This is a genomic window from Pseudodesulfovibrio senegalensis (assembly GCF_008830225.1).
Classification (GTDB): Bacteria; Desulfobacterota; Desulfovibrionia; order Desulfovibrionales; family Desulfovibrionaceae; genus Pseudodesulfovibrio; species Pseudodesulfovibrio senegalensis.
Genome location: NZ_WAIE01000003.1, coordinates 138984 through 153676, shown reverse-complemented (window position 1 = coordinate 153676; position 14693 = coordinate 138984). Strand labels below are relative to the sequence as shown.

Here is a 14693-nt window from a genome sequence, read left to right as displayed (position 1 = left end):
AAGCGAGGTGACGGTAGATGAATGCTTTGTACTCACTCGTTTTCGTCTTTATTTTAGTGTTGATTCCGCTCTTCGGGGTTGGTGCGGCGCACCTGAGTACCATTTTCGGTATCTGTATCCCGATGACGGCAATCGGCATTTTTCTGGTCTTTTCCGTGGTGAAAATCATAAGGTGGGGCAGAAGTCCCGTACCTTTCCGCATTCCCACCACGGCGGGCCAACAACTTTCTTACGACCCGGAGATGTTCAAGCAGAACAAATGGGACAACCCGTCCAACGGCATCCAGACCGTGATCCGCATGATTCTGGAAGTCTGTGCGTTCAGGACCCTGTTCCGCAACACCTCCACTTCCCTGCACGAGACCAAAAACGGTCCCGTGGTGGCGTTCGCCTCGTCCAAGTGGCTGTGGCTGTTCGCCCTCCTGTTCCATTACTCTTTCCTGATCATCGTGCTGCGCCATTTGCGCCTGTTCCTTGAGCCCATCCCGTTCTTCGTGAACGGCCTGGACTTCATGGACGGCATCCTGCAGATCGGCGCTCCGGTGATGTACATGTCCGACCTGCTGATCGTCGGCGGCCTGCTCTTCCTGCTCATGCGCAGGTTGGTGGACGCCAAGATCCGGTACATTTCGCTGGTCGCGGACTACTTCCCCCTGTTCCTGATTCTGGGCATCGCGCTTTCCGGCATCTGGATGCGCTACTACGCCAAGGTGGATGTCATCGCCATCAAGGAACTGACCATGGGTCTGGTTTCCCTGAATCCGCACGTTCCCTCAGGCATCGACGTGTCCTTCTTCGTACACGTGTTCCTGGTCAGCGTGCTGCTGATGTACTTCCCCTTCAGCAAGCTCATGCACATGCCCGGCGTTTTCATGTCTCCCACGAGGAACATGCCCAACGACACCCGTTTCCGTCATCACGAGAATCCGTGGAACCCGGACATCAAGCCGCTTTCGTATGAAGCATACGAAAAGGACTTCGGCCCGATGATGGCTGAGGCCGGGTTGCCCCTGGACAATCCTGACAACGCAAAGGCTCCCGAAGAAGCCTAGCTGGTCGGACATACGGTTAGATTCAAACGACAGGAGAGAAGAATATGTCTACGCCCAGTGCTGACGAACTCTTCAAAAGCATAGATTACAATCCTCCGGCTTCGGGCTGGATGGAGACCCCGGTGGACTTCTCCCCGGGCAACTGGTGTTACCCGGCCAAAGAAGACAAGACCGAGTACATGATGAACTACCTTCCGGAAGCGTTCGGCAACCCGCGCGAATGGTCCCCGGAAGACGCGGACTGGAAACTGCCCTCCAACTGGCGCGAAATCGTGATGAACGGTTTCCGCGAACGGCTGGACAAGTACCGTTCCCTCAAGGTCTTCATGGACATCTGCGTGCGTTGCGGCGCCTGCGCGGACAAATGCCACTTCTTCATCGGGTCCGGCGATCCCAAGAACATGCCTGTTCTGCGCGCCGAGCTGATGCGCTCCATCTACCGCGGTGAATTCACCCTGGCAGGAAAAATCCTGACCAAGCTGACCGGTTCCCGCGTGATGGAAGAAGACGTGCTCAAGGAATGGTTCATCTACTTCTACCAGTGCACGGAATGTCGCCGCTGCTCGCTGTTCTGCCCCTACGGCATCGACACGGCGGAAGTGACCATGATGGCGCGCGAACTCATGCATCTGGTGGGTCTGAACATCAACTGGGTTCTGGAGCCGGTTTCCAACTGCAACCGCACAGGCAACCACCTCGGAATCCAGCCGCACGCGTTCAAGGACATCGTGGACTTCATGGTCGACGACATCGAGGAAGTCACGGGAATCAAGGTCAAGGCCCCGCTCAACGAAAAGGGCCATGAGATCCTGTTCATCACCCCGTCGGGCGACGTCTTCGCCGACCCGGGCATCTATACCTTCATGGGTTACCTGATGCTCTTCCACTTCCTTGATCTGGACTACACCATGTCCACCTACGCCTCCGAAGGCGGCAACTTCGGCCTCTTCACCAACTCCGAGGCCATGAAGAAACTCAACGCCAAGATGTACAACGAGGCCAACCGCCTCGGCTGCAAATGGATTCTCGGCGGCGAGTGCGGCCACATGTGGCGCGTGATCAACCAGTACATGGACACCATGAACGGCGACCTTCAGGGTTCGCAGATGGGCCTGCCCCGCAGCCCCATCACCGGAACCGAGTTCCACAACGCCGCCGTGACCAAGATGGTGCACATCACCGAGTTCACCGCCGACCTGATCAAGCACAAAAAGCTGGACCTCGACCCCAGCCGCAACGACCAGTACAAGGTCACTTTCCACGACTCCTGCAACCCGGCACGGGCCATGGGCCTGCTGGACGAACCGCGCTACGTGCTCAATCACGTCTGCAACAACTTCTACGAGATGCCCAAGGGCACCATCCGCGAAGAGACCTTCTGCTGCGCCGGCGGTTCCGGGCTGAATACCGAGGAAATCATGGAAATCCGCCTGCGCGGAGGTCTGCCCCGCGGCAACGCGCTCAAATACGTGCAGGACAAGCACGGCGTGAACATGATGTCCTGCATCTGCGCCATCGACCGTGCGACCCTGATTCCGCTCGCGGACTACTGGGCCCCGGGCGTGGAAATCTGCGGCGTGCACGAACTGGTGGGCAACGCCCTGATCATGCCGGGCGAGCAGGAACGCACCATGAACCTCCGTCAGGAATCCCTCCCCGGTTTCGAGGACGAGGATGACGACTGGACTCCCCCGAACATGTAGGAGGATTGAGGAATGCATTACGGCGGTAAAATCATAATCGGCATCGTAATCTTCGTCGGACTGCTGCTTTCCCCGTTCGTGTTCAACGTCGGAAAAGCGTACAAGCAGCCCGAGCTGAAGTTGCCTGCCAATGAGAAAAAATGTGTCGAATCCCTTGAGTTCATGCGCACCAAGCACATGCAACTCCTGAACGAATGGCGAGACTGGGCCTTGCGCGACGGTAAGCGTGTCTACGTGAACCACGAAGGCAAGGAATTCGAGATCAGCCTGCAGAACACCTGCATGAAGTGCCACAAAAGCAAGGCCGACTTCTGCGACAAGTGCCACAACGATGCAGGCGTCACCCCCTATTGCTGGGATTGCCACATTCAGCCGGAGGGGTTGAAATAATGAAAAACAACAGACGTAACTTCATCAAGTTGGCCGGTCTGGCGGCTGCCGGACTGTGCGTTGCGCCCAAGACGACCCTCGCCTCGGGCGGCGGTCATTCCCCGGTCAAGCCGGGAGCCAATGCCCGCAATGCCAAGCGCTGGGCCATGGTCGTGGACACCCGCAGGATCAATACCGACGAGGACATCAAGGCCCTGCAGGACGTCTGCCACGCCGTGCACAACGTGCCCGACGTGCCCACCAACCAGAACATCATGTGGATCTGGTCCGCTCCGTACGAAGAATGCTTCCCGGAGCAGCACAACCCGTACCTTGACGACGACGTCAAGGAACGTTCCTACATGCTCCTGTGCAACCACTGCGACAACCCGCCCTGCGTGCGCGTGTGCCCCACCAAGGCCACCTTCAAGCGCCCGGACGGCATCGTGGCCATGGACTACCATCGCTGCATCGGTTGCCGCTACTGCATGGCCGGCTGCCCCTACGGTTCCCGCTCCTTCAACTTCGGCGAACCCCGGGAATACCTGGACCCGACCAAGTTGAATCCCGAGTTCCCCACCCGCATGCGCGGCGTGGTCGAGAAGTGCAACTTCTGTGTGGAACGCCTGGCCAAGGGCTTGCAACCCGCGTGTGTTGAGGCCTCCGATGGTGCCATCGTTTTCGGCGACCTTGCCGACAAGGACTCCGACGTCCGCAAGGTTCTGCGCGAAAACTTCACCATTCGTCGTAAACCGACCGCCGGCACCGAGCCGAGCGTCTACTACATCATCTAGAGGAGGCGAATATGCTTGAAAGAGCTCTGAAAGGTTCTCCCAGATATTGGGCCTGGATAGGCTTCCTGCTGGTGATCATCGGCGCCGGAGCCCTGGTCTGGATCAACCAGCTCACCGTTGGTCTGAAAATCACGGGCATGAACCGCGACGTTTCCTGGGGATTCTACATCGCCCAGTTCACGTACCTGGTCGGTCTGGCCGCCTCGGGCGTCATGATCGTGCTGCCCTACTACTTCCACAAGTACAAACCCAACAAGCACATGGTCATCTTCGGCGAATTCATGGCCATTGCCGCATGCATAATGTGCCTCTTGTTCATCATTGTGGACATCGGGCAGCCGCAGCGCATGATGAACATGATCTTCCACCCCACGCCGAACTCCATCCTGTTCTGGGACATGATCGTTCTCAACGGTTACCTGTTCCTGAACCTGATGTGCGGCTGGGTCTGCCTGGAGCATGACCGCATGCACCTGCCGCATCCCAAGTGGGTGAAGCCGTTCATCATCATCTCCATCGTGTGGGCGTTCTCCATCCATACGGTTACGGCGTTCCTGTACCAGGGCCTGCCCGGCCGCCACTACTGGCTCACCGCCATTCTGGCTGCCCGCTTTCTGGCCAGCGCGTTCTGCTCCGGACCGGCCATCCTGCTGCTGGTGCTGAAGATCACCGAAAAGGTGACCACTTTCAAGATGCCCAGAAGGGCCGTGGCCACCCTGACCAAGATCATCGCCTACGCCATGGTCGTGAACATGTTCTTCTTCCTGCTGGAAGTGTTCACCTCCTTCTACTCCAACCTGCCCGGACACATGCACCCCATCGTGTACCTGTTCTCCGGCGCGCACGGACACCATGAACTGGTGCCCTGGATGTGGACGTTCATCGCCTTTGCAGCCATCTCGCTGGCCCTGCTCATTCCGCCCAAGCTGCGCAACAACCAGAAGATCCTGCCCTGGGCACTGGTCATTCTGGTCATCGCAACCTGGATCGACAAGGGCCTCGGACTGCTCATCGGCGGTTTCAACCCCACGCCGTTCGACACCATCACTCCCTACTGGCCCACGGGCAAGGAACTGATGGTCTCGGCCATGATCTACGCTTCCGGCGCACTGGTGGTCACGATCCTGTTCAAGATCGCCACCAGCGTGAAGGAAGAGCTCGGAGACTCCCAGGCTCTGCCCTGCGGCTGCTCCACCGAAGACGACGACTGCGACTGCGGCTCCGTAGCGGAGACCGAAGAAGCACCGGCGGCCGAAGCTGCCGAAGCCACTGCCTAAGCGTCACCTCGCAGGCACGGCGAAAACGAGTACATGGCCCGTCCCCGTTTGGGGGCGGGCCTTTTCATTTGCGCTGACGCGCGGTGGGGAATTTTCTGGTATTACGCCGCATTTGGTTTGTTGCGCTGACGCGCAGTCGTACAAAGGCATAGCTTTTTTGTTTGAGGGGTCTCGCCCCCTCGGGCGACCTCCTTTTTTAAGGATAAAAAAGGAGGCAAAAAATCCTTTATTCCCGTCGCCCCTGAAAGCCCTCGCCGCAACCCGCAGCAATCGCCTGCGGGCCGTCACACAGTCGCTACGCTCCGGGTGTTCCGGTACTCCCTTCGGCGATTGGCCCGATTCGTGGCTCGCGCTTTAAACATACTTCCGGGGTCAGCCCAATGCTTTCTGTCGCCGTAAGTGGGTGCTCTTACTCCGTGCGAGGGCATACCGCGTCCACTCGACCTATCAACTCGTTGCCTGTTCGTCGGTCAGGCTATTGCTTTCCCCCGAACCCCGCTCAAACCCACGAGGCCTAGTGCCGCTCAAACGAGCGGAGGATGGCTCAATTTTACAGGCTGTTGAGAAAAGTTTGAGTGCAAGGCGAAAAAAAAGACCAAGGCCGACGCGTACTTCAGGTACGCGAGGATTTGGTCTTTTTGCATCAACGCAGCAATCAGGCTTTTGGCGGCAGCCTGAGCCGAGCAAGGCTCGGCCCGGAGCGAAGGTTTGCGGCACTTGCCGAGAGGGAACGCGGGAGGTTACGGGCCAAGCGCAGTTTTTTGCCTTCTTTTTTTCTGCGCCAGCAAAAAAAGAAGGTCGCCCTGGAGGGCGAAACCTTCAATAAATGTGCTTTTGCGGTGTGCAACTGCGCGTCAGCGCAATAATGAAATTGAAAAGCATTTCAGCCTTGTGGTTGCGCTTACGCGCAGTAGCACAGTGATATTTTACACCAGTCAGTTGAGAACCATTTGAGGAAGGGAGGGAAGAGAGGGGGGCGTCCCCCCTCCCTCTCCTCCCTTCCTGCGACCTACCCTCCTCGCCCTCCCCACGAACCAATCCCTGCGTCGGCAATTTGAAGTGCCTCGCTAATTTTCTAGACCCTGTACCACCGACCTCGTGCGTACAGCATCGCACCGAGCCATACGATGGCTCGATTCCAGTCGACACTCGGAATAGAGGGAAAAATCCGTCGGAATTGTTCGGCAGCATTATGCGTCCGTTTGATCAATTAACTCGACGCCTGTTCGTCGGTTGATTGGTCGCTTTCCCCCGGACCCCGCTCAACCAAGCAAGAATTTGCGGCATTTGCCGAGAAGAAACGCGGGCTGTTGCGGGCCAAGCGCAGCGCCCCCCTATCCCCCCACCCTCGACCCCGTGGGCAAAGTCTGGCATATCTGTACACTGTGCCTCCAACCCGTAACAGTCGCGACTCGACAGCACGGACATCGCCATGAAAACCAAACAGATATATGAATGCAAAGAATGCGGTGCGCACTCGCCCATGTGGCAGGGCCAATGCCCCCAATGCAAGGAATGGAACACGCTGGTTCCCCTGACCGTGGACAAGAAGGCCTCCCGGTCCGTACGCAGCCCGGAACCGGGCAACGCCATAACCCCGCTTGAGGACCTGCAGCCGGAAAACCACCGGGCGCGGCCCACGGGCATCGACGCGCTGGACACGGTGCTGGGCAGCGGACTTGTGCCGGGCGCGGCCATCCTGCTTGGGGGCGAGCCGGGCATCGGCAAATCCACGCTGCTGCTGCAGCTGGCCGGCAAACAGGCCGCGCTGGGCGGCAGCTCGGTCTATATTTCCGGTGAGGAATCCCTGCCCCAGCTGCGAACCCGCGCCGATCGCCTCGGGCTGCTCGGGCCGGGACTGCCCGCGCTGGCCACCAACCGGGTGGAAGACGTGCTGCACATTCTGGAAAACGACCCGCCCGCCCTGCTCATCGTGGACTCGGTGCAGACGCTGGCCTCGCCCAACGTCGAGGGAATCCCCGGCAGCGTGAGCCAGGTCAAGGCCGTGGCACAGGACCTTGTGGAACGCACCAAGAAATGCGGCACCAGCCTGATCCTTGTGGGCCACGTGACCAAGGACGGCCAGATCGCCGGTCCCAAGCTGCTGGAACACATGGTGGACACCGTGTTGTATCTGGAAGGAGACCGCAAGCATTTCTCCCGCGTGCTGCGCGTGCTCAAGAACCGCTTCGGCCCCAGCGACGAGCTGGTGGTCTTCACCATGCGCGATTCCGGGTTGGAAGTGGTGGAAGACCCGTCCACATTCTTTCTGGGCAAACGCGACGCCGGGCTTTCGGGCACGGCCGTGGCCATGGCCGTTGATGGACAGCGCCCGTTTGTGGTGGAAGTACAGGCGCTGGTGAGCAAGAGCTACCTGAACATTCCCCGGCGCACCGCACTGGGGCTGGACACCAACCGCCTGCACCTGCTGCTGGCCGTGCTGGAAAAAAGGCTGCGCCTGAACCTGAGCAACTACGACATCTACGCCAAGATCAGCGGCGGGCTGGCCACACGCGACCCCGGGCTGGATATGGCCATTACCGCGTCCATCCTGTCTTCGCTGCTCGACAGACCCCTGCCCGAAGCCTCGGTATTCTGGGGCGAGATCGACCTGAACGGACAGGTACGCCCGGTCAGTGCGCATGAGACCCGGCTCAAACAGGCCGAGCGGCTGGGCTACAGTCCCGTGCACCCGGACACCTGCCACACGCTGGCGGCCCTGCAGCAGCGGCTGTTCGGCAAGGCGGGTTGATGCCCGGAGCGCATCAGGCTATACAGGCTCGAGCCTGATTCAACAAAACGACTTTGCTCGCCCGGAGGCCGCAATGCCAGCCAATATACTGATTCTCGACGACGAAAAGAACTACCTGCTGATTCTGGAAAGCATCCTCGAGGAAGAGGGATACGAGGTCACGGCCCTGTCCGACCCGGAAATGGGACTGGCCTATCTTGAAGACTCCGAGGTGGACGTGGTCCTCACGGACATGAAGATGCCCAAGCTCACGGGCAACGACGTGCTGGAACACGTGAAAAAGAAATACCCGCACATCCCTGTGCTGATCATGACCGCGTTCGGCTCGGTGGAATCGGCCGTTGAGGCCATGCGCATAGGGGCGTTCGACTACATCACCAAGCCGTTTGCCAACGAAGAGCTGCTGCTCTCCATATCCAAGGCCGTGAGTTTTGCCGAAACCCAGCAGGACAACCTGCGCCTGCGCCGCCAGTTGCAGGAAAAATTCGGGTCCGGCAACATCATCGCCCGCGGCAAGGGCATGCGCGAGGTGCTGGAAATGGTCAACCGCGCCGCGCCCAGCAAATCCACGGTGCTGGTCATGGGTGAATCCGGCACGGGCAAGGAGCTCATCGCCCGCGCCATCCACGACAATTCCCCGCGCAAGTCCATGCCTTTTGTTTCCGTGAACTGCATGGCCCTGAACCCGGGCGTGCTGGAATCCGAACTGTTCGGCCATGAAAAGGGCAGCTTCACCGGGGCCACGGCCCTGCGCAAGGGCCGCTTCGAGCAGGCCAGCAAGGGCACGCTCTTTCTGGACGAGATCGGCGAACTGACCCCGGAATTGCAGGTCAAGCTGCTGCGCGTGCTGCAGGAGCACCAGATCGAACGCGTGGGCGGCACCGAGACCATCGACGTGGACATCCGCATCGTGGCCGCCACCAACAAGAATCTGCAGGAAGCCGTTTCCAAGGGCGAATTCCGCGAGGACCTGTTCTACCGGCTCAATGTGGTTTCCATCTTCCTGCCGCCCCTGCGCGAGCGCCGGGAAGACATCCCGTTCCTGGCCGACCATTTCCTGGATCAGTATTCAAAGGAAAACGAAAAGAATTTCACAGGATTCACTGCCGCGGCCATGGATTACCTCAGCGCCTACGAATGGCCGGGCAATGTGCGCCAGCTGGAAAACGTCATTGAACGCTGCACCGTGCTCGGACAGAACGAAACCATCGACACCGGCGACCTGCCCCCGGAAATCAAGGACGAGGAATCCCAGTTCAAGAGCGCGGTGGACCTGTTGCCCGCGCGCCTGAACCTTGCGGACACCATGGACAAGATCGAAGCCGCGCTGGTGCGCCGCGCGCTGGTGCGCGCCGAATTCGTGCAGGTCAAGGCTGCGGAGATGCTGGGCCTCTCCAAGAGCAACCTGCAATACAAACTCAAAAAATACGGACTGCTGGGCAAGGCCAAATGATCATTCTCGACGCTCCCTATGTTTCCGATTTCCTGAAAGAATCCATACAACGCCAAAACATTCCGGTGCTCGATACCGAACAGGCCCGCGCTCTGGCCGGGGGCGACCTGAAATACGTCCCGGCGCAGGAGTTCGCCCCCGTTAACGGCCGCGTATACACCAACTCGGAAAACGCGCTGGAGGCCGTGTCCCGCCTGCTGGGCCATACGGACATCCCCCGGCAGGTGGAGGCCTGCAAGGACAAGGTACGCTTTCGCGAACTGACCGCGCCCCTGTTCCCGGACTATTTCTTTTGCCGCGCCACGCTGGAAGAGCTGGAAGCCATGGACCCGGCACGATTGTCGTTTCCGCTGGTGGTCAAGCCCGCGCGCGGATTCTTCAGCCTCGGCGTGCACATGGTGGAAAAGGCCGCAGGCTGGCCCCACGCCATTGCGGCCCTGCGCGAGGAAATCGCGGATTTCAACGCCAACTACCCGGCGGACGTGGTGGATTCCGGCTCGTTCATCGTGGAGCAGGCCGCCGCGGGCGAGGAATACGCCGTGGACGTATACTGGGACCATGACGGAAACGCCGTGGTGCTCAACGTGCTGCACCACATCTTTTCCTCGGGCGACGACGTGAGCGACCGCCTGTATCTGACCTCGGCCGACATCCTCAACGAGCATCTGGAGCGTTTTTCCGCGCTCATGCAGGACATCGGGCAGGCCTGCGGATTTCGGGACTTTCCCGCGCACATCGAACTGCGTCTCGACGAACAGGGATCGATCATCCCCATCGAGGCCAACCCCCTGCGCTTTGCGGGCTGGTGCGTGGCAGACATGACCCGCATGGCATGGGGCTTCGACCCCTACGAATATTACCTGAACGACCTGCGCCCGGACTGGCAGGCCATTCTGCCCGAGCGCGAGGGCCGCATCTTCAGCATGTGCGTGGCCGACCTGCCCGCCAGCGTGGACCGGCAGGCCATCACCGAAGTGGACTGGGACGGGGTGGCCGACCTGTTCGAGGACGTGCTGGAACTCAGGAAAATCGACTACCGCGAATTCCCGGTGCTGGCCTTTGTGTTTGCGGCCACGTCCCGGGAGAACACCATGATGCTCGATGCCGCGCTCCGTGCGGACTTTGCGCGCTTCGTGAAATAAGCCGCTTCGGGCGGCGGGACAATACTCCTTGCCCAACAACGTTGCCGAATACATCGAGGCCCTGCTGCAATCCGAGCGGCTGGGCCATCAGGTGGCGCACCATCGGGTGCTGCCCGGCAGCGACGCGCGGTTCGACGAGCCCAGACGCCCGTGGCCCGCGTCCATCCAGCACGCGCTGGAGACCATGGGCATAGACCGGCTGTATTCGCATCAGGCCGAGGCCGCCAACCACATCCGGGCCGGGCGCGACGTGGTCATCGCCACGCCCACGGCCAGCGGCAAGACCCTGTGCTACAATCTGCCGGTCATGGAGCAGTGCCTTGCGGACCCGGACGCCCGCGCCCTGTACATGTTCCCGCTCAAGGCGCTGGCGCAGGACCAGCTCAAGACCTTCAATTCGCTGGCCGCGCTCCTGCCCGAAGAGCGCCGCCCCACGGCCGCCATCTACGACGGCGACACCACGCCCCATTTCCGGCGCAAGATCCGCAACACCCCGCCCAACGCGGTGCTCACCAACCCCGAGATGGTGCACCTGTCCATGCTGCCCTACCACGACAAATGGGCCGAAACCCTGGCCAACCTGACCCACATCATTGTGGACGAGGTGCACACCTACCGGGGCGTCATGGGCTCGCACATGGCCATGGTCTTCCGCCGCCTGCTGCGGCTGTGCCATTTCTACGGCTCGCGGCCCGTGCTGGTGTTCTGCTCGGCCACGGTGGGCAATCCCGGCGAACTCTGCACCCTGCTCACCGGGCGCGAAGTGCATGAAATCCGCGAAACCGGGGCCGCGCAGGGCGAGCGCAACATGATCTTCCTGAACCCGCACGAAAGCCCGGCGCAGGCGGCCATCATGCTCCTGCAATCCGCGCTGGCGCGCGAAATGCGCACCATCGTCTATTGCCAGTCGCGCAAACTCACCGAGCTGATATCCCTGTGGGCGGCCGAGCGTTCCGGCCAGTACAAGAACCGCATTTCCGCGTACCGGGCCGGATTCCTGCCCGAAGAGCGGCGCGAGGTGGAACAGCGCATGGCGCAGGGCGACCTGCTGGCCGTGATCTCCACCAGCGCACTCGAGCTGGGCATCGACATCGGCGGGCTGGACCTGTGCATCATGGTGGGCTACCCGGGCACGGTCATGGCCACGGTGCAGCGCGGCGGGCGCGTGGGCCGGGCGCAGCAGGAATCCGCGGTGGTGCTGGTGGCGCAGGAGGACGCGCTGGACCAATATTTCATGCGCAACCCGGACGACTTTTTTTCCCGCCCGCCCGAGAGCGTCATGCTCAACCCCTACAACCCCGTGGTCACGGACCGGCATCTGGTCTGCGCGGCCGCCGAGCTGACCCTGCGCACGGACGAGCCGTTCCTTGCCGAGCAGGGCATGGCCGACCGCGTGCAGCATCTCATGGAACGCGGCGAACTGTTCGAGGTGGTGGAGGATACCCCCGCGCAGGGCCGTGGCGGCGAGATCGTCTCGAACCGCAAGCGACCGCACCGGGACGTGGACCTGCGCAGCGCCGGGCGCGGCCTGCACATCGAGGACGTGACCCACGGCGAGGAAAAGGCACCGGTCATCGGCACCACGGACCAGCACCGGGTCTGGACAGAAACGCATCCGGGCGCGGTCTACCTGCACCGGGGGCAGACTTACGTCATCAAAGACGTGCACACGGCCACCGGCTCGGTGCAGGCCGAAAAAAAACGCGTGGGCTACTACACCCGTGTGCGCAGCAGCAAATCCACGGAAATTCTGGAAGTGCTCGGGCAAAAGGCCTGTTACGGCACGCGGGTCTTTTTCGGCAGGCTGCGCGTCACCGAGCAGGTCACGGGCTATGAAAAACGCTCGGTGCGCGGGGGCAAGCTGCTGGGCATCATCTCGCTGGACGTGCCGCCCAACGTGTTCACCACCGAGGGCATCTGGCTCGAGGTCGGCCACGACATCCGCCGGGCCTGCGAAGACGATTTCCTGCATTTCATGGGCGGCATCCACGCCGTTGAGCACGCGGCCATCGGCATCCTGCCGCTGCTGGTCATGACCGACCGCAACGATCTGGGCGGCATATCCACGCCCCTGCACGAGCAGATGAACAGCCCGGCCGTGTTCGTGTACGACGGCATGCCCGGAGGCGCGGGCCTGACACGGCAGGCGTTCACAAAGGCGGACGAACTGGTGCGCACCACCCTGCGCACCATCGAGCAGTGCCCCTGTGAACTGGGTTGCCCTTCGTGCGTTCATTCGCCAAAATGCGGTTCGGGCAACCGGCCCATCGACAAGAACGCGGCCCGCTTCGTGCTGGAGGCCGTGCTTTCGGGCGATCCCAAAACCATCAAGCCCAAGGATATCGACGTGAACCTGCTGGATTACGCAAGGCCGGAAGACAACGGCCGCTTCGGCGTGCTGGACATAGAAACCCGGTATTCCGCCCAGGAAGTGGGCGGCTGGAACCGGGCGGACCGCATGGGCGTTTCCATTGCCTGCCTCTACGACTCGGGCACGGACACCATGCATGACTATGAGCAGAACCAGATGGACGAACTGGTGGCGCATCTCAAGCAGTTCGACACGGTCATCGGGTTCAACCACATCAAATTCGACTATGCCGTGCTCTCGGGGCTGCACCCGTTCCCGTTCAACACCCTGCCCAGTCTGGACCTGCTCATCAAGGTCCACGAACGGCTCGGGTACCGGCTCAAGCTGGACAACATCGCACAGGCCACGCTGGACGTGGGCAAGTCCGCCGACGGGCTCATGGCCCTTGAATGGTGGAAGCAGGGACGGCTGGACCTGATCACCGAATACTGCCGTCAGGACGTCATCGTCACCCGCGACGTGTACCTCTACGGCCGTGAAAACGGGCACGTGCTGTTCACCAACAAGGCGGGCCAGAAGGTCAAGCTGCCCGTGGACTGGTAACAAGGAAAAGAAAAGCCGGAAGCCGCTCTTGGCGGCGTGACTGACAGAACTTCGCCTCCGGCCGGCAAGGGACACCTCCCTTGCATCCCCAATCTGTCCTGCATTCCGCGAATGCGGGACAGGGGGGACTGAAAAATGCTGCCTGACCCAAAAAGCTGTAGCCCGTCCTGCCTCGGCAGGACGGGCTACAGCTCCAGAAAGTTTCAAAATCCCAAAGAACCTTTCTCAAGAACTTCCTTGGTCGCCAAAGGCAAATCAATTATTCCCCGGATTCGGCAGCCCCGGATTCTTCACCCTCAGGCTCTTCCCCTGCAGGTTCCTCGGCCACGGGCTCCTCGACAGGGGGCTCGTCGGCCTGCGGCTCTTCATCCGGAAGCGGCTGCATGCAGCGCGCAAAGACCAGAAAACCGGTATGGGCCACCATGCGGTCGTCCGGGCGCAGGCGGTCGGGAACCGGCTTCCAGTGGCGCACGAGGATTTCCATGACCTCGAGGTCTTCGAAACCCGCGTCTTCCAGCGCATGCAGAAGCTCGGAAACCTGATTGGTGGTGGGCAGCAAGAAACCGCACATGGCACCGGGGTTCACGGCTGCCGGGATGTGGCGGATGTATTGCCACGGGGTGCGCACGTCCAGAAACAGCGCGTCCGCCCCCGAATGGTCGAACCCGTCCTCGATGTTCTTGTTCACCTGCGTGACGCGATGGTCCAGCCCCACGCGACGCAGGTTCTTGCCCGCCAGCTTGTAGAAATCCTCGCGCCGCTCATAGGTGATGACGCGGCCGGTGTCGCCCACATACCATGCCAGGGCCGTGGTCAGGCCGCCGGATCCGGTGCCGGATTCGATGACCGTGCAGCCCGGGCCGATGCCCAGCTTGAGCAGCAGGTAGCCGATCTCCTTGGGATACATGATCTGGGTCTGGCGTTTGACGCCCTTGATCAGGTCATGCAGGGTCGGCTTGAGCACAAGATAGGGGCGGCCCAGATGGGTCTTGGCCTGCCTGCCGAAACCGGCTTCGCCAACGTCGGCCATGAGAATTTTGCCGTCATTGGTATGAATTTCCCCTTCGGGGTCGAACTTGTACATGTACCGCTTGCCCTTGGGGCTGATGAGCAGTACGAGATCTCCGGTTTCAATCATGTGGGCCTCCATATGAAATTCAGGAAACACTCCCCTACGGCCCGCAGGCCCGCAAGTCAAGCCGCGAAACACGCCCCTGCGGACCCGTTTTTCTGATTT

Annotated in this window: 11 protein-coding genes; 10 read left to right on the top strand and 1 reads right to left on the bottom strand. The window is 60.9% G+C overall.

Translation table 11 applies throughout. The features are described 5' to 3' along the window. The first annotated feature begins 17 nt into the window (after window positions 1–17). From dsrM to F8A88_RS08955, 10 genes are all read left to right on the top strand, one after another. The gene (gene dsrM / locus F8A88_RS09000) at window positions 18–1052 is read left to right on the top strand and encodes a sulfate reduction electron transfer complex DsrMKJOP subunit DsrM (RefSeq protein ID WP_151150813.1); all 1035 of its coding nucleotides are present in this window, start codon (window positions 18–20) and stop codon (window positions 1050–1052) included. 44 nt (window positions 1053–1096) lie between these two features. Continuing rightward, window positions 1097–2755 carry a sulfate reduction electron transfer complex DsrMKJOP subunit DsrK gene (gene dsrK, locus F8A88_RS08995; protein WP_151150812.1) on the top strand — a complete coding sequence of 553 codons (1659 nt, stop codon included), beginning with the start codon at window positions 1097–1099 and terminating at the stop codon, window positions 2753–2755. Between the two features lie 12 nt (window positions 2756–2767). Next, entirely contained in the window at window positions 2768–3145 is a 378-nt protein-coding gene (gene dsrJ / locus F8A88_RS08990) for a sulfate reduction electron transfer complex DsrMKJOP subunit DsrJ (protein WP_151150811.1), read from the top strand. Continuing rightward, a complete protein-coding gene (gene dsrO, locus F8A88_RS08985) occupies window positions 3145–3918 on the top strand; it encodes a sulfate reduction electron transfer complex DsrMKJOP subunit DsrO (RefSeq protein ID WP_151150810.1) in 774 nt (257 codons plus the stop codon). Before dsrJ ends, dsrO begins: the two co-directional genes overlap by 1 nt. Before the next feature lie 11 nt (window positions 3919–3929). Continuing rightward, window positions 3930–5195, top strand: a complete 1266-nt coding sequence (dsrP, locus tag F8A88_RS08980; protein WP_151150809.1) for a sulfate reduction electron transfer complex DsrMKJOP subunit DsrP — start codon at window positions 3930–3932, stop codon at window positions 5193–5195. Between the two features lie 575 nt (window positions 5196–5770). Beyond that, entirely contained in the window at window positions 5771–6061 is a 291-nt protein-coding gene (locus F8A88_RS08975; protein ID WP_151150808.1) for a hypothetical protein, read from the top strand. Between the two features lie 566 nt (window positions 6062–6627). Continuing rightward, a complete protein-coding gene (radA, locus tag F8A88_RS08970; protein WP_151150807.1) occupies window positions 6628–7947 on the top strand; it encodes a DNA repair protein RadA in 1320 nt (439 codons plus the stop codon). 73 nt (window positions 7948–8020) lie between these two features. Next, window positions 8021–9400, top strand: coding sequence for a sigma-54-dependent transcriptional regulator (locus F8A88_RS08965; protein ID WP_151150806.1), 1380 nt, complete (start codon window positions 8021–8023; stop codon window positions 9398–9400). Further along, the gene (locus F8A88_RS08960) at window positions 9397–10542 is read left to right on the top strand and encodes an ATP-grasp domain-containing protein (RefSeq protein WP_151150805.1); all 1146 of its coding nucleotides are present in this window, start codon (window positions 9397–9399) and stop codon (window positions 10540–10542) included. The genes F8A88_RS08965 and F8A88_RS08960 overlap by 4 nt, the downstream gene beginning before the upstream one ends. A gap of 28 nt (window positions 10543–10570) precedes the next feature. Further along, on the top strand, window positions 10571–13456 hold the full coding sequence (locus F8A88_RS08955; protein ID WP_151150804.1) for a DEAD/DEAH box helicase: 2886 nt from the start codon (window positions 10571–10573) through the stop codon (window positions 13454–13456). A gap of 259 nt (window positions 13457–13715) precedes the next feature. On the opposite strand, the gene F8A88_RS08950 is transcribed toward F8A88_RS08955, so the two are convergent. Then, window positions 13716–14594, bottom strand: coding sequence for a tRNA (adenine-N1)-methyltransferase (locus F8A88_RS08950; RefSeq protein ID WP_194163280.1), 879 nt, complete (start codon window positions 14592–14594; stop codon window positions 13716–13718). Between the last annotated feature and the right edge of the window lie 99 nt (window positions 14595–14693).